The following is a 17401-nucleotide window of genomic DNA, read 5'->3' on the forward strand; positions in this document are numbered from 1 at the left end:
GGTACGCGGGTGCGACTGTCCGTCGTGGTGCCCTGCTACAACGAGGAAGCGGTCGTCGAGCTCTTCGACGCCGCGATCCGGGAGACCCTCGACGCGCTCCCCGTCGACTACGAGCTCTGCTACGTCGACGACGGCAGCGCCGACGACACCCTCGACCGGCTGCGCAAGATCGCCGCCGAGCACCCGGACACCACCCGCTACGTCTCCTTCAGCCGGAACTTCGGCAAGGAGGCCGGCATGCTCGCCGGCCTCAAGGAGGCCACCGGCGACGCGGTGGTGCTCATGGACGCCGATCTCCAGCATCCGCCGGAGCTCATCGAGCGGATGCTGGAGCTGTACGACCGCGGCCACGACCAGGTCATCGCCCGCCGCAGCCGGACGGGCGACCTGCCGCTGCGCACCGCGGTCAGCAAGCTCTACTACCGGCTCGTCAACCGCTGGGTCGACGTCGAACTCCAGGACGGCGTGGGTGACTTCCGGCTGCTCTCGCGCCCCGCGGTGGACGCCCTGCTCGCGCTGCCGGAGTACAACCGCTTCTCCAAGGGACTCTTCTCCTGGATCGGCTTCGACACCGTCACCTTCGACTACGAGAACGTCGCCCGCGAGGCCGGCGAGACGAAGTGGCACTTCGGCGCCCTGCTCAACTACGGCATCGACGGCCTGATCTCGTTCAACAACCGGCCGCTTCGGATCGCCATCTACCTGGGCCTCGCCCTGGTCGGCGTCGCCGCGCTGTACGCCGCGTGGATCACCGGCGTGGCCCTGATCGACGGCGTCGACTCCCCCGGGTACGTCACGCTGATCGTCGCCATCGTCGGCCTGGGCGGTCTGCAGATGGTGATGCTGGGCCTGATAGGCGAGTACATCGGCCGGATCTACTACGAGACCAAGCGCCGCCCGCACTTCCTGGTCAAGGAGACCAACGTGCCGCGCGCCGCGTTCCGCGCCGAGGGCTACCGCGCCGGGGAACCGGTGTGAGGCCGCAGCTCTGGCAGCTCGTCCGGTTCGGCCTGGTCGGCGCGGTCAACACCGGCACGTTCTACCTGCTGTACCTGCTGCTGCACCCGCACCTGCCGTACTTCGCGGCCTTCACCGGGGCGTTCTTCCTCAGCATGGTCGGGTCGTTCTTCATGAACACCTACTTCACGTACCGCACCAGGCCGACCTGGCGGAAGTTCCTGCTCTTCCCGCTGCCCAACGTCACCAACTACCTCGTGCAGAGCGGCGGCGTCTTCGCGCTCGTCGAATGGGCGCGGATGGACGACCGGATCGCGCCGCTGCCGGCCGCGGCGGTCGCGATCCCGATCACCTACGTGCTGTCGAAGATCGTGCTGACCGGGCGGGGGGAGCACCCCGCCCGGCCCGCACCGGACCGGGCGGCCGGCTCAGCGCAGAGTGACGACCTCGGCGCGGCGCCCGTCCGCGTTGAGGTGGTGGAGCAGTAGCAGCCGGGCCCCGGCGTCGTTCCGGGTGACCTGCAGCACCGCTCCCGGTCCCTCCGGCACCACGACCGCCGGCGGTCCGTCGACGCCGTGCCGGACGTCCAGCGCCGGGTGCAGCACGTCGAGGGCCAGGCCGGGACGGCCCCCGTCCAGCCCGATCGAGGCGATGGCGTCCTGCTCGCTCGGCGCACCCGGCAGCACCTGCGCCGTCCACACGGCGTACCGGACGGTGCTCGCGCCCGCCCGCAGGCCCGGCAGTGCGGAGAGCCGGACGGGCAGCACCAGCACGTCGCCGTCCAGCAGGGCGGTGTCGGTGTCGCCCCAGCGCGCGTTCAGCGGCTGGACGTCGAGCTCCTTGCCGGTCCGGGCGTCCGTGGTGCGGGCCACCAGCACGTCGCTGCCGCGCAGCCGGGCGGCGGCGGTGATCGCGTCGGTGCGGCCGTCGCCGTCGGTGTCGAGCGAGGCGCGCACGCCGAAGATCCCGACGGGGGTCGGGGCGGGCGCCCACAGGGCGGCGGCCAGGTAGAGGGTGCCCTCCGCGAGCGGGTCGGCGTGCGCGGGCGCGTCACTGGCGGCGCCGGCCGCCCGCAGGTTGGCGGCCCGCTCGCCGGGCCGGTCCACGCAGAGGTCCTCGGGCTGCTGCTCGGGGTTCGCCGAGCAGTCCGGCCAGCGCGGCGCCTCCCCGCCGAGCACGAACGCGCTCAGCAGGCCGGACCCGTCGGCGGTCGGGGCGCCGCTGCCGGTCAGGGCCAGCAGGTCCGTCCCGGCGCGGGGTGCGGCGACCTGCGGACCGGCCGTGACGGCGGACGCGGCCCGGGGCGCGGCGAACAGCGGGACCCTCAGCACCGGCACGTCCGCGCCGACCGGCGTGAGCCGCAGACGCCCGGAGAGCTCGCCGCGCAGGCTGCGCGCGTGCCCCGCCTGGGTCAGGTCGAGCGTCTGGTCGGGGGTGCGGTCGAGGCGGCCGGGCACGCGCAGGGTCACGGTGACCCTGGCCGTGCCGCCGGGCTCCACGGTGACCTGCGCCGGCGAGAGGCCGAACGAGGCGCCCGGCTGCTCGGTGGCGGGGGCGTAACCGATGGCGTACGTCAGCGGCGCCTCGCCGAAGTTGCGGACCTCCACCTCGCGACGCAGCTCGGTGGGCCCGGTGACGGCGACCGGGCCGAACGAGACGCCGACCGCCCCGTCGACCGCGCCCTCGCCCGCCGCGTAGGCGACGGCGGGGGTGGCGACGGCGGCGTCGACCTCGGCGCGGCCCGCGCCGGTGCGCTCGGGCCCGTACACCGGGCCGTCGGGGCCCTCGCCGCGGTGGGTGTCGACCGCGGTGTTCATGAGTGCGGCCTTGACCTCGGCGACCGTCCGGTCGGGGTGGGCGGCGCGGACGAGCGCCGCGAGACCCGCCACGTGCGGGGCCGCCATCGAGGTGCCGTCCTCGCGCATGCCGTCGGCCCCGCTGCCGGCCTTGGCCGACCAGATGGTCTCGCCGGGCGCGGCGACGTCCGGCTTGACGATGCCGGGCACGCCGATGCCGCGGGAGGTGAAGGCGGTGAGGGTGTCGGTGCGCCCTGGCTGCTCCTGGCCGACGGCGCCGTGCAGCGTGTTGCCGGGGGCGGCGAGCTGCACGCGGACCGGGCCTGCGGCGGCCGCGGCGGTGAGCCGGTCGCCGTCGGCGCGGCCGAGGAGGACGGCCGGGATGCGGTCGTTGCCGGCGATCTCGGCGAGGCCCTCGGCGTCGGCGGCGAAGAGCGCGCCGACCGCGCCGGCGTCCGCCGCGTGGTCGGCGCGCGGGGCGGAGCCGCAGGCCCGGTCGGAGTCCTTGCTGCGCCAGGCGAGGACGGCGATGCGGCCCTTGAGGCGGGCGGCGTCGGCGGCGTCGAAGGCGGTGCAGCCGTCGGTCTGGCCGACGGGCAGGGCGAGCTCGGCGGTGACGTCGTGGTCGGCCCAGCCGCGGTACTCGGCGCTCCAGTGGCCGGGCACGGTGCCGGCGATCGGCTCGGGGGCGAGCACCCGGATGCCGTCGGCGTCGCTGTGCGGGTCGACGGAGGCGGCGACGGTGACGGCGCGGGCGGCGCTGCCGGGGCTGCCGCCGATGCCGTACACGTCGCCCTCGTTGCCGGCCGAGGCGACGACGACGGTGCCGAGCTCGGAGAGCCGGTCGGCGGCGAGCGCGTCGGCGTCGTCGGGGCTGCCGAAGCCGCTGCCGAGGGAGAGGTTGACGACGTCGAGGCGGTCGGTGAGGTCGCCGTCGCCGTTCGGGTCGGCGGCGAGGTCGAGGGCCTGGGAGAGCTGGTCGGTGGAGCCGTCGCAGCCGAAGACGCGGATGGCGTGGAGCTGCGCGCCGGGGGCCGCGCCGGGGGCGACGGTGAACCCGGCCGGGTCGAGGCCGGTGCGGTAGGGCCCGGTGTAGGGGTGGCCGTCGCGGGTGACGCCGAGACCTGCGGCGGTGCCGGCGACATGGGTGCCGTGGCCGTTGAGCGCGCAGTCGATGGGGTTGGCGTCGGGGTGCGGCACGGGTTGGTAGTGCTCGGCGGACGGGTCCGGGTTGTAGTCGTCGCCGACGAGGTCGGTGCCCCCGGTCACCTTGGCGTTCGGGAAGAGCCCGGCGGGTGCGGGGCGCGCCCCGTCGACGGCGGTGAAGGCCGCGACGGTGCCGGGCCCGCCGAAGTCGGCGTGGGTGTAGTCGATGCCGGAGTCGATGACGCCGATCCGCACCCCCGTGCCGGTGTTCCCGGCGGGGCCGGACCAGACGGCGGGCGCCCCGGTGAGCGGCACCGAGTAGGCGTTGGCCCGGTGCTTGAGCGCGATCCGGTGGACGGCGCGCACGCCTGGCAGCGCCGACAGCCGGGGCACGGCCGCGGCGGGCACCGCGACGGCGAGCCCGCTGACCAGCGTGTGGGTGCGGTAGACGACGCGCGCCCCGGGGGCGGCGGCGCGCACCGAGCCGGCGAGCCCGTCGAGGGCACGGGCGGCGCGGGCGCGCTGCTCGGCACCGGCGCCGGCGGCCCGGGCGCGGACGGCCTCCGGGCTGCGGCGCTGCCGCCGGGCGTCGGCGGCGGCCCGCTGCCAGGCGGGGGCGGCGGCTTCGGTGTCCAGTTCCAGCAGGACGGTCACCGGGGTGCCCGGTGGTGCCGGGGCACGGTCAGGGCCCGGTTCGGCCCAGGCGGCCGGGGCGGCGAAGGTGACGAGGGCGAGCGCGAGGGCTGCGGGCATACGCACGGGAGGGGCCTCCCCGGCAGGGGTGGCCTGATCCTGCGGCCGCCCGCACCGTGCGGACGTCGATCACCCTCCCGGACGGCCCAAATTAGGATCATCGCGCCGGGGAGGGCGAGCCCTTTCGCTCGTCCGTGGCCATGGTGCACTCGTTGGAGTGACGCCACGTCAGTCTTTCGGCCCAGCGGGGTCGTCAGTGCAGGTGATGACCCGTCACCCCGCCGTTGTCACGGCGGTCGAGGGCGCGCTGCAGCGCGTCGGCGGCGCGCCGGGGAGCGGGTTCGCTGCGCCGGCGGCGGCGCGGCGCGGGGGCGGTGGGGGTGGCGGGGGCGTGGCGGTCTGCGACGGGGGGCATACCGACTCCTTGATGCATGCGCCGCTCGAGGGCGCCGGGGTGGGGAGGGTTGGTACGCCGCGGGCAGGGATCGCCTGCCGGATGCGCGTACGTGCGCGCACACGGGCCACGCGCCCCGGGCTTCGGGGGTGGCTCACCGTATGACCCTTTCACCGTACGACGGTCCGGCCGGGTTGTCTGCACGAATAGTTGGATTTCCTAGTATCTGAGACGCGAACGGCCGCCAACACCGGCGGGAACGCGCAGGGCCCGGACCGCCGAAGCGGTCCGGGCCCTGGTCACAGCCCTGGGGGGACTCAGCCGAGGTTCACCGCGCGGGCGAACTTCGCGCCGATCTCGGCGGCGATGGCGTTCAGCACGTCCTGCGAGATCTCGCTGTCGACGGTGATGGACGCGAGCGCGCCGGAGCCGTCCCGGGCGACCTGCATGCCGGCGATGTTGATGCCGGCGTCGCCGAGGATGCGGCCGAGGGTGCCGACCACGCCGGGCCGGTCCTCGTAGGTGAAGAACGCCATGTGGTCGGTGAGCGCCACGTCGACGTCGAAGCCGTCCACGCCGACGATCTTCTGGATCTGCTTCGGGCCGGAGAGCGTGCCGGAGATGGCCACCTCGCCGCCGTCGGCCAGCGTGCCGCGCACGGTGATGACGTTGCGGTGCTCGGGGCTCTCGCTGGAGGTCGTCAGGCGTACCTCGACACCGCGCTCCTGCGCGAACAGCGGGGCGTTGACGTACGACACCGTCTCGGCCACCACGTCCTCGAACACACCCTTGAGGGCGGAGAGTTCGAGCACCTTGACGTCGTGCTGGGTGATCTCGCCGCGGACCTCGACATCGAGGCGGACGGCCACCTCGGCGGCCAGCGCGGTGAAGATCCGGCCGAGCTTCTCGGCGAGCGGCAGGCCCGGGCGCACGTCCTCGGCGATCACGCCGCCCTGGACGTTGACCGCGTCCGGCACGAGCTCACCGGCGAGCGCGAGGCGCACCGACTTCGCGACGGCGATGCCGGCCTTCTCCTGGGCCTCGTCGGTGGAGGCGCCCAGGTGCGGGGTGGCGACCACGTTGTCGAAGGCGAACAGCGGGGAGTCGGTGCACGGCTCCTTCGCGTAGACGTCCAGGCCGGCGCCGGCCACGCGGCCGTCCTTCAGCGCGGAGGCGAGCGCGGCCTCGTCGACGATGCCGCCGCGGGCGGCGTTGACGATGCGCACGGACGGCTTGACCTTGTGCAGCGCCTCGTCGCCGATCAGGCCGATCGTCTCGGGGGTCTTGGGGAGGTGGACGGTGATGAAGTCCGACACCTCCAGCAGCTCCTCCAGCGAGACGAGCTTGACGCCCATCTGGGCCGCGCGGGCGGCCTGGATGTAGGGGTCGTACGCGACGATCTTCATGCCGAAGGCCGACATGCGCTGCGCGACCAGCACACCGATGCGGCCGAGGCCGACGACGCCCAGCACCTTCTCGGAGAGCTCGACACCGGTGTACTTGTTGCGCTTCCACTCGCCCTGCTTGAGCGCGGCGTTGGCGGGCGCGATGTGCCGGGCGCTGGCGATCAGCAGACCGCAGGCGAGCTCGGCGGCGGTGACGATGTTGGAGGTCGGCGCGTTGACGACCATCACGCCGGCCTTGGTGGCGGCGGAGACGTCGACGTTGTCGAGGCCGACACCGGCCCGGGCGACGACCTTCAGCTTCTTCGCGGCGGCCAGGGCCTCGGCGTCCACCTTGGTGGCGGAGCGGATGAGGATCGCGTCCACGTCGGCGATGGCGGTCAGCAGCTCGGTGCGGTCGGCACCGTTGCAGTGCCGGATCTCGAAGTCGGGACCGAGGGCGTCGACGGTGGCGGGCGACAGCTCTTCGGCGATCAGAACGACGGATTTGCTCACGACAGTGTTGTCCTTAACTGTCCGGTTCGCCCCGGCACGTAGGTGGCGTGTTCGGCGGGGGAAGGTGGCATGCCGCGTAGGAGACGCACGACGCTGTGGGCCTGACGCGCACTCGGAAGTGTATCGGCGGGCTGGTGCACGGGCTGCTCCCGTCCGGCGAAATCACCCGGACGGGAACAGCCGTGTTGTACAAGGAGGAAGGACCTCCGGAGGCGCTTACGCCTCCTCGTCGACCCAGCTCATCAGCTTGCGGAGCTTCTTGCCGGTGGTCTCCAGCAGGTGCTCGGCGTCGGCGTTCTTGTACTCGTTGTACTTCGGCAGGCCGGCCTTGTACTCCGCGATCCAGGTGTTGGCGAAGGTGCCGTCCTGGATCTCGGTGAGGACCTTCTTCATCTCGGCCTTGGTGTCGGCGGTGATGATGCGGGGGCCGGTCACGTAGTCGCCCCACTCGGCGGTCTCGGAGACCGACCAGCGCATCTTCTCCAGGCCGCCCTCGTACATGAGGTCGACGATGAGCTTCAGCTCGTGCAGGCACTCGAAGTAGGCGATCTCCGGCTGGTAGCCGGCCTCGACCAGGGTCTCGAAACCGGCCTTGACCAGGGCGGCGGTGCCACCGCAGAGGACGGCCTGCTCACCGAACAGGTCGGTCTCGGTCTCCTCGGTGAAGGTGGTCTTGATGACGCCGGCCTTGGTGCCGCCGATGCCCTTGGCGTACGAGAGCGCCAGGTCGAAGGCGCCACCGGTGGAGTCCTGCTCGACGGCCACGATGCACGGGACGCCGCGGCCCTCCTCGTACTGGCGGCGGACCAGGTGGCCCGGGCCCTTCGGGGCGACCATGCAGACGTCGACGTCCGCCGGGGGCTTGATGAAGCCGAAGCGGATGTTCAGGCCGTGGCCGAAGAACAGGGCGTCGCCCGGGTTGAGGTTCGGCGCGATGGCCTCCTCGTACACGTCGGACTGGATCGGGTCCGGCACCAGGATCATGATGACGTCGGCCTCGGCCGCGGCCTCGGACGGGGTGACGACGCGCAGGCCGGCCTCCTCCGCCTTGGCACGGGACTTGGAGCTCTCCAGGAGGCCGACACGGACGTCCACGCCCGAGTCGCGGAGCGACAGCGCGTGGGCGTGGCCCTGGCTGCCGTAACCGATGACCGCGACCTTGCGGCCCTGGATGATGGAGAGGTCGGCGTCGTCTTCGTAGAACAGCTCGGCCACGGGGGCACATCTCCTTGCGTGATGGTGATGCCGGGTGGTGCGGTCTCCACCGTACGGTGACCCGGCGGGGTGTGGGGCGTTGCTTCAGGTGGTGAGACGGCTCGGCTACGCGCTGCGGTCGAGGGCGCGCAGCGAGCGGTCGGTGATCGACCGGGCACCGCGCCCGATCGCCACCAGACCGGACTGGACGAGCTCCTTGATGCCGTACGGCTCGAGCATGCGGAGCATCGCCTCCAGCTTGTCGCTGCTGCCGGTGGCCTCGATGGTCACCGCGTCGGGCGAGACGTCGACGGTCTTCGCGCGGAACAGCTGGACGATCTCGACGATCTGCGAGCGGGACTCGGCGTCCGCGCGGACCTTCACCAGGACCAGCTCGCGCTGGACGGCCTGGGCCTGGTCCAGCTCGACGATCTTTATCACGTTGACCAGCTTGTTGAGCTGCTTGGTCACCTGCTCCAGCGGGAGGTCCTCGACGTTGACCACGATGGTCATCCGGGAGATGTCCGGGTGCTCCGTCGGGCCGACGGCGAGGGAGTCGATGTTGAAGCCCCGCCGGGAGAACAGGGAGGCGATGCGGGCGAGCACGCCGGGCTTGTTCTCGACCAGGACGGAGAGGGTGTGCTTGGACATGACGGTCATTGGCTCTCTATCTGTCCGTGGGGGCTTCAGTCGAGGTCGTCGCCGAAGTCCGGGCGCACGTCCCGGGCGGCGAGGATCTCGTCGTTGCTGGTGCCGGCGGCCACCATCGGCCAGACCATGGCGTCCTGGTGGACGATGAAGTCGATGACGACCGGGCGGTCGTTGATCTCCATGGCCTGCTTGATGACCGCGTCGAGGTCCTCCGGGCGCTCGCAGCGCAGGCCGACGCAGCCCATCGCCTCGGAGAGCAGCACGAAGTCGGGGATGCGGGTGCCGCGGGCGGGCGGCTCGATGCCGTCGTGCTCCGGGCCGGCGTGCAGCACGGTGTTGGAGTACCGCTGGTTGTAGAACAGCGTCTGCCACTGGCGGACCATGCCCAGCGAGCCGTTGTTGATGACGGCGACCTTGATCGGGATGTTGTTGAGCGCGCAGGTGGCCAGTTCCTGGTTGGTCATCTGGAAGCAGCCGTCGCCGTCGATCGCCCAGACCGGGGTGTCCGGCTTGCCCGCCTTGGCGCCCATCGCGGCGGGCACGGCGTAGCCCATGGTGCCGGCGCCGCCGGAGTTCAGCCACGTGGCCGGCTTCTCGAAGGTGATGAACTGGCTGGCCCACATCTGGTGCTGGCCGACGCCCGCCGCGTAGATGGCGTCCGGCCCGACGAGCCGGCCGATCCGCTCGATGACCTGCTGCGGGGACAGCTCGCCGGGCGGGGCCGGCTCGTAACCGAGCGGGTAGGTCTTCTTCCACTCGTCGAGCTTCGACCACCACTCGGTGTAGTCGCCGCGGTGGCCGGCGTCGTACTCGGCCTGGACGGCGACGATCAGGTCGGCGAGGACCTCGCGGGCGTCGCCGACGATCGGCACGTCGGCCGGGCGGTTCTTGCCGATCTCGGCGGGGTCGATGTCGGCGTGCACGACCTTGGCGTTGGGGGCGAAGCTGTCGAGCTTGCCGGTGACGCGGTCGTCGAAGCGGGCGCCGAGGGTGAAGAGCAGGTCGGCCTTCTGCAGCGCGGTGACCGCGGGCACGGAGCCGTGCATGCCGGGCATGCCGAGGTGCTGCGGGTGGCTGTCCGGGAAGACGCCGATCGCCATCAGGGTGGTGACGACGGGGGCGCCGGTCAGCTCGGCGAGGATGCGCAGCTCGGTGGCGGCCTGGGCCTTGAGCACGCCGCCGCCGACGTACAGCACCGGGCGCCGGGCGCCGACCAGCAGCTTGGCGGCCTCGCGGATCTGCTTGGCGTGCGGCTTGGTGACCGGGCGGTAGCCGGGCAGCGAGGTCTCGACGGGCCAGCGGAAGACGGTGGTGGCCTGCAGGGCGTCCTTGGCGATGTCGACCAGGACGGGGCCGGGCCGGCCGGTGGCCGCGATGTGGAACGCCTCGGCGATGACCCGGGGGATCTCGGCCGGGTCGGTCACGAGGAAGTTGTGCTTGGTGATCGGCATCGTGATGCCGCAGATGTCCGCCTCCTGGAAGGCGTCGGTGCCGATCGCCTTGGAGGCGACCTGGCCGGTGATCGCGACGATCGGCACGGAGTCCATGTAGGCGTCGGCGATCGGGGTGACCAGGTTGGTGGCGCCGGGGCCGGAGGTCGCCATGCAGACGCCGACCCGGCCGGTGGCCTGCGCGTACCCGGTCGCCGCGTGGCCGGCGCCCTGCTCGTGCCGGACGAGGATGTGGCGGACCTTGGTGGAGTCCATCAGCGGGTCGTAGGCGGGGAGGATGGCCCCGCCGGGGATGCCGAAGACCGTGTCCGCGCCTACGGCTTCGAGCGAGCGGATGAGCGACTGCGCTCCGGTCATGGTCTCGACGGTCGTCTGGGGACCCGGAGCGTGGGCTGCCGGGGTGTCCCCGCGGCGGGGGGATGCGGCGTGCTCAGTCATCTGCCTGTCTCTTCTCGGGTTCTGCCGGCCCCGGCAGTTGAGGGTCCTGCCGTGCGGTGGGCCGGTCTCCGGCTCTGCCCCAATCGTCCCGATGTGTGGCGTTTGGGGCCAGTGGTCTGGCGAAGGTGGAACGGTTCGCGTGCAACAAAAAACCCCTCGTGCCCAGGGCATGCGAGGGGTGGCGCGTCGGTCTCATGCAGTGGAGCACACAGGCCCACTCAGCCGACGCGCCCGCCAAGTACGAGAATTCGGGTGCGCATGGCACCGACCTTCCTCCCCTGCGGCATGGGGTGTCAAGCTGGTGGGATTGCAGTCTCGCCATGCGGACCCCCTTGCGGACCGCCCACGACATGGCGTTCGGGCAGGTCGGAGGCGGTGTGGAGCGGGCCGGCCCGGCCCTGCCCGCCGTCCGCCCGGCCACCCGGTCGGGCCTCCGCGCCGGGATGCGACCGCCGGCCCGCGGGCGCCCCCAGCGGCCGCGGCACCGGGTACGCGCGGCGGGCCAGCGCCCGTCTCAGCCGCGCCTCGTCGAGTGCCGGGGCGAACGCCTGGCCCTGCGCCTGACGGCAGCCGAGCTCCCGCAGGACGGCGGCCTGGCGCGGGTGGTCCACCCCGTCCGCCCCCGTCACCAGGCCGAGATCGCGGCCCAGCCGCAGCGCGTGGCCGGCCAGGGCGCGGGCCAGGGCCGAGTCGGCGACGTCCTGGACGAGGCTGCGGTCGAGCCCGAGCAGGTCGAACGGCAGCCGGGCCAGCGCCCCCAGAGAGCCGCTGCCCGCGCCGAACCCGCCGACCGCGGTCGACACCCCGAGCCGGCGCAGCGCGGCGAGCCGCCGGCCGAGCTCGTCTGCGGTGCGGTCCGGGCCCGTCCGGGCCAGCTCCACCACCAGCTGCTCGGCGGGCAGGCCGGTCTCGCGGAGGGCGGCCGCGACCGCCTCGTACAGGCCGGGGGCGCAGAGCCGCTCGGCGCTGAGGCGCACCCGTACCGGCACGGTGCAGGACCACTCGCGGCGGCGGGCGGCGGCCGCGGCCACCGCCTCCTGCAGCATCCAGCGGGCGAACCTCGCGGCCGCGTCGCCCTGCTCCGCGGTCCGCAGGAACTCCGCCGGGGTGAGCAGCAGCCCCTGCGCGGAACGCCAGCGGGCCTGCGCGTCGACCCCGACGACCTGGCCCGTCGCGAGGTCGACGACCGGCTGGTGGAGGAGGGTGAAACCGCCCTCGCGCACGGCGGTGCGCAGGCGGCTCTCCAGGTCGGCCCGGCGCTCCAGGTCGGCCCGCATCCCCGCCTGGTAGAGCACCACCCGGCCCTTGCCCTCGGACTTCGCCCGGTACATCGCGAGGTCGGCGTTGCGCATCAGCTCGTCGGTGGCGGCCTTCGGGCCGGCGCCGGGCCCGTGGTCGCGCGGGGCGATGGCGATGCCGATGCTGGCGGCGACGCCGAGCTCGGTGCCGCCGATCCAGTACGGCTCGGAGAGGGCGGCGCGGACCCGCTCGGCCAGGTCCTGGACGCGCTCGGGGTCGAGCCGGCCGCAGACGAGCACGGCGAACTCGTCGCCGCCGAACCGGGCGACGGTGTCGCCGGAGCGCACCGCGCGCCGGAGCCGGCCCGCGGCCTGCACCAGCAGCTGGTCGCCGGCCTGGTGGCCGACGCTGTCGTTGACCGCCTTGAAGCCGTCGAGGTCGACGAAGAGGACGGCGGCCCCGGTGCGGCCCGGGGCCGGCTCGCGCCCGCCGCCGGCCCGGCCGCCCGCGGGGCCGGCGAGCGCGGCGCCGAGGCGCTGCGCGAACAGCGCCCGGTTGGGCAGGTCGGTGAGCGGGTCGTGGAAGGCGTTGTGCTGGAGCTGCGCCTGGAGCCGGACCCGCTCGGTGACGTCCCGGCTGTTGAGGATCAGTCCGTCGCGGTGGCGGTTGACGGTGGACTCGACGTGCAGCCACTCGCCGGTGCCGGAGCGGATCCGGCACTCGACCCGGGCGGAGGGCTCGGTGCTCTCGGCGAGCCCGGGCAGGTGGCCGCGGGCCAGGAAGCGGCGCACCTCGCGGAGCACCCGGTCGACGTCCTCGGGGTGCACCAGGGTCAGCAGGTTGCCGCCGACGAGGTCCTCCGGGTCGCGCGAGTAGACGCCCAGCGCGGCGGGGCTGACGTAGGAGAGCACGCCGTCCGCCCCGGCGATCATGATGACGTCGCTGGAGCCCTGCACCAGGGAGCGGAAGTGCGACTCCTTGTGGGCGAGCTCCTGCGCGAGCGACAGGTTGTCGAGCAGCATCACGCCCTGCCGCACGATGAGGGCGAGGCCCACGGTGCAGGCGGCGGCGAGCACCACGCGGTCGACCGGGTGCTCGTCGCCGAGCGCGTTGTAGAGGATGCCGGCGGTGCAGACGGCGGCGGCCGCGTACGGGGTGAGGGCGCTGAAGGTGGAGGCCACCCGGCGCCGCGGGACGCCGCCCGCGGAGGGGTGCTCGCGGGAGGGGCGCCGGGCGCCCGGCGACCACGGCGCCCAGGCCAGCAGCAGGCTGCCGGCGAACCAGCCGGCGTCCAGGAGTTCGCCCGAGTGGTAGCTGCTGCGCAGTTCGGGCGAGGTGAAGAGGGCGTCGCAGACGACGGTGACGGCGAGCGCCACCATCGCGGTGTGCACCGCGGCGCGGTTGCCGTCGCGCCGCCGGAAGCGCAGACCGACCACCAGGCTGACCAGCAGGATGTCCATCACCGGGTAGGCGAGCGCGAGGGCGACGTCCAGCGGGTCTCCGGACTGGCCCTGTGCGGTGCGGCCGAGCGCGAGGCTCCAGCTCAGCGTGAAGAGCGACCCGGCGACCAGCCAGCCGTCCAGCAGCAGGCAGAACCATCCGGCCGCGGTGCGGGGCCGCTGGGCCAGCACCAGCAGTCCGGTGATGGCGAGCGGCGCGAACAGCAGGAAGGCGTAGTCGGCGGGCGAGTCCTGCGGCAGCGGGGTCCGCAGGACGACCTCGTACCAGCCCCAGGCGCCGTTCCCGAAAGCCACGACGGCGGAGGCGAGGCCGAAGAGCAGCCAGGCCGGCCGGGCCGGGCCGCCGATCCGGAGGCTGTGCACGAGGCAGGAGAGCGCGGCGGCGGCCGCGGCGGCGGCGAGGCCGAAGTCACCCATGACCAGGGCGAGCTCGTGCGTCCCCCAGCCGAGCGCCGCCCCGACGGTGTACGCGGCGGCGACCACGAGCAGCACGCCGGCCGGCAGCCCCGGGAGCCCGGGCCTGCGGGCGGGGCGCGCCGCGGACCGGCGTCGCGGGCCGGCGGCGTCCTGCGCCGCGGAGGCCGGGGCTGCGGCGGGCAGCAGCGCATCGGTGGAGTTCACTCGACATCTCCCCCTCCGGCCCGGGGCTCGTCCGCTCCCGGACCTCGGCTTCGCAGCGATCAGACGCACCCTGACGCCACGTCACCATCGCGTCGCGGGGGGCCTGTTCCGCCGTGCCGTACCAGTGTTCCCACCCGGGACACTACACCACAACGGTCACTCAACGGCACGCATGCTCAACTTAGAGTAATGGTGCCGGTGGCGGCGGAGGCTTCCGTGCCGGTCCGGCGGGCGGCGGCACGGGCGCCCGGAATGTGCCGTGCGCCCCGTTGTGCCGGTCACGCCCCCCGATCGGCCCAACCGGCGGACCTCAGGCGCCCGCCCGCGCGGGGCCGTCCGCACCGAAGAGCCGCAGCCGGTGCGCGACCGCCGCCGCCTCGCCGCGGCCCGCCACCCCGAGCTTCGCCAGGATGTTGGAGACGTGCACGCTCGCCGTCTTCGGCGAGATGTACAGCTCCTCCGCGATCTGCCGGTTGGTCCGGCCCAGGGCCAGCAGCCGCAGCACGTCGTGCTCGCGCGGCGTGAGACCGAGGACGGCCTCCGGCCCGGCCGCCTGGACGGGCACCCGCGGGCCGGCGGGCGCCGCGGCGAGCCCGGCCCGGTCGGCGAGGTGGGCGGCCTCCGCCGCCAGGTGCCGGTCCCCGGCCCTCCCGGCGAGGTCGGCGGCCTCCCGCAGCAGCGTCCGCGCCTCCTCGCGCCGCCCGGCCGCGGCGGCGCACTCGGCGGCCCGCAGCAGGGCCAGGGCCGTCGGACCGGGCGGTCCGCACGGCCGCAGCACGTCGATCGCCGCCTGCCAGGAGGCGGCGGCCCGTTCGTCGTCGCCGGCCGCGCGGGCGAGTTCGCCCTCCAGCAGGAGGGCCCAGCCCGTGTGCAGCGGCACGCCGGTGCCCGGCGGCGCCGCCGCGGCGATCCGGGCCAGGACGGCGGCCCGGCCCTCGGCCGCGGCGGGCAGCGCGCGGGCGTCGGCCTCGGCGGCGGCGGCGGCCGCGAGCAGCGGCAGGACGGTCGCGGCACTGCCCGCGGGCAGCCCGGCGTCGAGCACGGCCAGCAGCTCCGCCCGGGCCGCGAGCGGCCGCCCCAGGCGCGCCTCGACGCTGACGGCGACCCGTGCGGCCGGCAGCGTGTGCTGCGGCTGGTCGTTGCGCCCGGCCGCGCGGGACTGCGCGAGGTGGGCGGCGGCGCTCTCCGGGTCGGCGTCCAGCAGGGCGAGTTCGGCGTGCAGGCGGTACCGGAACTCGTGGCTGGAGGCCCGGGCCGGGTCGGTGTCCCAGTCGTCGAGCACCTCGGCGGCCCGCCGGGTGCGGCCCGCCGTGATCAGCGCCTCCACCAGGTTGCCCGACAGGATCGACCCGGTGTTGCCGAGCAGGCCGGTGCGGCCGGCCGCCTCCAGGCCGCGCTCGGCCGCCTCGGCGGCCCGCTCGGAGCGGCCGAGGTCGTTGAGCAGGCTGGCCAGGTTGTTGAGGCCGCGGAGGTAGAGGTCGGGGGTGCCGATCTCGCGGGCGCGCTCCACCGCGTCCGCGAGGAGCGCCTGGGCGGCGGCCGGGTCTCCGAAGTCGGCGGTGAGGCCCGCCAGGGTCATCCGGGCGTGCTGCTCGACGTCCACGGCGCCGACCTCGCGGGCGATCCGCACGGCCCGTTCGGCGAGTTCCAGGTGGCCCGGGCCGGGCCGGCGCAGCATCGCGTGGGAGGCCTCCAGGGCGAACACCTCGGCCTGCACCGCGGACGGCCCGAGGTCGGCGACCAGCTGCCGGGCGTGCTCCAGTTCGGTGTCGCCGCCGGGCCGGTGCAGGTGGCCGAGCATCCGGGCCCGCTGCATCCGGAACCACGCCGCGCGCAACGGGCTGCGGCCTTCGTCGACCATGCCGACGGCGCGCTTGGCGAGGCTGAGACCGCGTTCGCGTTCGCCGCTGCGCCGGGCGGCGACGACGGCCTCGGCGAGCACGTCGACGATCTTCAGCCGGTCGCAGGCCTCGTCGTGGGTGCTGCGCGCGCACGTGCAGGCGGGGTAGGTCTCCGCCCAGTCGTAGGGCCGCAGGGTGCGGGCCATGTCCTCCTCGGAGACCTCGTCCCAGAGTTCCAGGGCCCTTTCCAGCATGCGCAGTTGCTCGGCGAAGGCGTTGCGGCGGCGGGCGGCGCGGGCGGCGTCCAGGGCGGCGGGGAGGGCCCGGGCGGGGTCGTGCGCGTGGTACCAGTAGTTGGCCAGCCGGGCGGGCCTGACGTCCCCGCCGACGAGGGAGGGGTCGGCCTCCAGCGCGGCCGCGAAGCGGCGGTTGATGCGGTGGCGCTCGCCGGGCAGGAGGTCGTCCGAGACGGCCTCGCGGACGAGCGCGTGCCGGAAGCAGTAGCCCTCGCCGTCGGGGTCGGGCCGCAGGATGTTGGCGCCGACGGCGGTGCGCAGCGCCTCGATGAGGCGTTCCTCGCCCTCGTCGAGGACGGCGGCCAGCAGGGCGTGCTCCACGCAGGATCCGCCCTCGGCGGCGATCCGCAGCACCTGCTGGGTGGCGTCGGGCAGGGCCTCGACGCGTACCAGCAGGATGTCGCGGAGCGAGTCGGTCATCCCGGCGAGGCAGCCCTGTTGGTGGGCCGTGGCGAGTTCCTCGACGAAGAACGGGTTGCCCTCGGAGCGGCGGTGGATGCGGTCGACGAGGGCCAGTTCCGGGGCCTCGGTGCCGAGGATCCCGGCGAGCTGGGCGGTCACCTCGGGCCGGTCGAAGCGGTCGAGTTCGAGGCGCTGCACGGTGCGCTGGCGCTCCAGCTCGGCGAGGAAGGGCCGCAGCGGGTGGCGCCGGTGCAGGTCGTCGGTGCGGTAGGTGGCGACGATCATCACCCGGGCGCGGTGCAGGGTGCGGATGAGGTAGGCGAGCAGTTCGCGGGTGGAGCGGTCCGACCAGTGGAGGTCCTCGACGACGAGGACGAGGGTGCGCTCCGCGCCGAGGCGTTCGAAGAGGCGCTCGGTGTGCTCGAAGAGCCGGGCGCGGCCGTACTCGTTGTTGGGCTCGCCGTCGGCCTCGCCGAAGTCCGGCAGCAGGCGGGCGAGGTGGCCCTCCATGCCGCGGGCGGCCTGTTCCAGGTCTGCGCCGAGCAACCGGTGCAGGCGGCGCAGCGCGGTGGCCAGCGGGGCGTACGGCAGGCCTTCGGCGCCGATCTCCAGGCAGCCGCCGAGGGCGGTGACGGCGCCCGCGGCGGCGGCCGTGGCGAGGAACTCCTCGACGAGGCGGGTCTTGCCCACCCCGGCCTCGCCGCCGACCAGGACGGCCTGGGGTTCGCCGGTGTCCGCGCGGCGCAGCGCGGCGGCGAGCGCCTCGCACTCCGTGCCGCGGCCGACGAAGACGGGGCTCACCGAGTACTGCTGCTCCATGGCGGCGAGCATGCCACACGGGCCGGACGGGTTCGGAGGGGTTTTCCCACGGTCCGGACGGCCGGGAGGGGAGGCGCCGTCGGCGTCCTCCCCTCCGTGCGCCGG

Annotated in this window: 10 protein-coding genes; 2 read left to right on the forward strand and 8 right to left on the reverse strand. The window is 74.3% G+C overall.

Annotated elements, in window-relative coordinates; translation table 11 throughout:
- Positions 1 to 9 precede the first annotated feature (9 nt).
- Positions 10 to 978: a glycosyltransferase family 2 protein gene (locus tag OG335_RS14265; protein ID WP_405011473.1), complete on the forward strand. Its 969-nt coding sequence runs from the start codon at positions 10 to 12 to the stop codon at positions 976 to 978.
- Positions 975 to 1445, forward strand: coding sequence for a GtrA family protein (locus OG335_RS14270; RefSeq protein ID WP_405011474.1), 471 nt, complete (start codon positions 975 to 977; stop codon positions 1443 to 1445). The genes OG335_RS14265 and OG335_RS14270 overlap by 4 nt, the downstream gene beginning before the upstream one ends.
- Here the strand turns inward: OG335_RS14270 and OG335_RS14275 are convergent.
- The 8 genes from OG335_RS14275 to OG335_RS14310 all read right to left on the reverse strand — a co-directional run bounded on the left by OG335_RS14275 (position 1386) and on the right by OG335_RS14310 (position 17296).
- Positions 1386 to 4652, reverse strand: a complete 3267-nt coding sequence (locus tag OG335_RS14275) for a S8 family serine peptidase (protein ID WP_405015398.1) — start codon at positions 4650 to 4652, stop codon at positions 1386 to 1388. The two genes, OG335_RS14270 and OG335_RS14275, sit on opposite strands and share 60 nt — an antisense overlap.
- A gap of 193 nt (positions 4653 to 4845) precedes the next feature.
- Positions 4846 to 5007 (reverse strand): hypothetical protein, encoded by a 162-nt coding sequence (locus OG335_RS14280; RefSeq protein ID WP_405011475.1) that lies wholly within the window; start codon positions 5005 to 5007, stop codon positions 4846 to 4848.
- A 296-nt stretch (positions 5008 to 5303) separates the two neighbouring features.
- Positions 5304 to 6884: a phosphoglycerate dehydrogenase gene (gene serA / locus OG335_RS14285; RefSeq protein WP_405011476.1), complete on the reverse strand. Its 1581-nt coding sequence runs from the start codon at positions 6882 to 6884 to the stop codon at positions 5304 to 5306.
- 216 nt (positions 6885 to 7100) lie between these two features.
- Positions 7101 to 8099 carry a ketol-acid reductoisomerase gene (gene ilvC, locus OG335_RS14290; RefSeq protein ID WP_405011477.1) on the reverse strand — a complete coding sequence of 333 codons (999 nt, stop codon included), beginning with the start codon at positions 8097 to 8099 and terminating at the stop codon, positions 7101 to 7103.
- Positions 8100 to 8204: 105 nt separating this feature from the next.
- Positions 8205 to 8729: an acetolactate synthase small subunit gene (ilvN, locus tag OG335_RS14295; RefSeq protein ID WP_380553057.1), complete on the reverse strand. Its 525-nt coding sequence runs from the start codon at positions 8727 to 8729 to the stop codon at positions 8205 to 8207.
- 35 nt (positions 8730 to 8764) lie between these two features.
- Positions 8765 to 10618 (reverse strand): acetolactate synthase large subunit, encoded by a 1854-nt coding sequence (locus OG335_RS14300; RefSeq protein WP_405011478.1) that lies wholly within the window; start codon positions 10616 to 10618, stop codon positions 8765 to 8767.
- 293 nt (positions 10619 to 10911) lie between these two features.
- Positions 10912 to 13938 (reverse strand): putative bifunctional diguanylate cyclase/phosphodiesterase, encoded by a 3027-nt coding sequence (locus OG335_RS14305; protein ID WP_405011479.1) that lies wholly within the window; start codon positions 13936 to 13938, stop codon positions 10912 to 10914.
- A 310-nt stretch (positions 13939 to 14248) separates the two neighbouring features.
- Positions 14249 to 17296 carry an AAA family ATPase gene (locus OG335_RS14310; protein WP_405011480.1) on the reverse strand — a complete coding sequence of 1016 codons (3048 nt, stop codon included), beginning with the start codon at positions 17294 to 17296 and terminating at the stop codon, positions 14249 to 14251.
- Positions 17297 to 17401: the final 105 nt, after the last annotated feature.

The sequence above is a fragment of the Kitasatospora sp. NBC_01539 genome, from assembly GCF_045040525.1.
Classification (GTDB): domain Bacteria; phylum Actinomycetota; class Actinomycetes; order Streptomycetales; family Streptomycetaceae; genus Kitasatospora.

What these genes read in the sequence shown, in the direction of transcription:
- OG335_RS14275 (WP_405015398.1), bottom strand. Translation starts at nt 4,652, where the DNA reads ATGCCCGCAGCCCTCGCGCTCGCCCTCGTCACCTTCGCCGCCCCGGCC.
- ilvN (WP_380553057.1), bottom strand. Translation starts at nt 8,729, where the DNA reads ATGTCCAAGCACACCCTCTCCGTCCTGGTCGAGAACAAGCCCGGCGTG.
- OG335_RS14280 (WP_405011475.1), bottom strand. Translation starts at nt 5,007, where the DNA reads ATGCCCCCCGTCGCAGACCGCCACGCCCCCGCCACCCCCACCGCCCCC.
- OG335_RS14310 (WP_405011480.1), bottom strand. Translation starts at nt 17,296, where the DNA reads ATGGAGCAGCAGTACTCGGTGAGCCCCGTCTTCGTCGGCCGCGGCACG.
- OG335_RS14300 (WP_405011478.1), bottom strand. Translation starts at nt 10,618, where the DNA reads ATGACTGAGCACGCCGCATCCCCCCGCCGCGGGGACACCCCGGCAGCC.